Source organism: Acetobacter indonesiensis (assembly GCF_000963945.1).
Taxonomy (GTDB): domain Bacteria; phylum Pseudomonadota; class Alphaproteobacteria; order Acetobacterales; family Acetobacteraceae; genus Acetobacter; species Acetobacter indonesiensis.
In genome coordinates, this window is the sequence record NZ_BAMW01000162.1 from 1 (window position 1) to 1,081 (window position 1,081).

Genomic DNA, 1,081 nt, shown 5'->3' on the forward strand with positions numbered 1-1,081 from the left:
CCCCATGACCGGCAAGGGCTGGACCATTCCTGATCACTCTGGTTTTTCCATGCCCTTCCATCCGCGGCAGATGCAGCAACATCGTAAAGCGCGTTGTGCGCTCGACCAAAGTTCCGATCGCTGAACTACCAAGGCCGAGAATAAGGTCGCCTTCCCAATGGCCCGGCACAGCTCTGTCCGCAACCGCTGCCGGACGATCACTGATCATCAAGGCGTCTTCGACAAAAGATCTGCCTCGCTTACGCGCACGTTCCCGAGGAAGACGGAGTGCCCGCCCCGAGCGCAGGCAGGCGGAAAGTTCGCGTTTCAGAGCGCCGCGCCCCTGGATGTAGAGTGCTTGATAAATTGCTTCGTGACTGATGCGCATGCTCTGATCCTCTGGGAAATCCATCTTCAGCCGTTGCGCGATCTGTTCCGGGCTCCATGCAAGGGACCAGCGTCGACTTTGACGATGAACTGCCCGTCGCTTTTTCCATATCACGACAGGCCCTTTCAGTGCGACACCATCCGGCGTGGCGATCAGGCCTGCAAGGCGATCGTGGACATAATCGTGCAAGGTAGAATTCTGTGCCAGCTTACTCACTTTGGGACGTTGGGCCGCACGATCCGCATGCCATTGCGCTGTAATGGCACGATAATTGAAATCCCCGCTCCGGGTCGCAGAATTGCGCCTGATCTCACGAGATATCGTGCTGGGCGAACGTCCCAGCTTGCGGGCAATAGCACGCACCCCGGTCTTGCGTGCGCATTCCAGGGCGATTTCTTCACGCTCGGAAAAAGAAAGACGACGGCCCTGTGGGCAAGAGGCCGAAGGGGTTAAATGTGTGGGTGGCATCCCGCCAGAACTCCGAAACCAACGGCTTCCAACTGGAGCAGAAACACCGGCTTCGATACCAGCCTCTTCGCTGGAAAGACCTGCCGCGATACCCTGCCAGAACCGACAAAGGGTCTCACGCTGCCAGACAGGCGGTCGTCCTGGCGAGCACAATTTGCGCCTTGTGGACCGCTCCGATTTCCGTTTCCCTGTCATCGTCTACACCTCCAATATTAAGGTGTTGCGACGACCGGTTGAATCCGCCCA

At 58.0% G+C, this 1,081-nt stretch carries 1 protein-coding gene; it reads right to left on the reverse strand.

Annotation, left to right across the window (positions count from 1 at the left end; genetic code table 11):
* A partial coding sequence (locus Abin_RS15525) for an IS30 family transposase (RefSeq protein ID WP_048848596.1) occupies window positions 1-1,030 on the reverse strand: 1,030 nt, incomplete at its 3' end.
* Window positions 1,031-1,081: the final 51 nt, after the last annotated feature.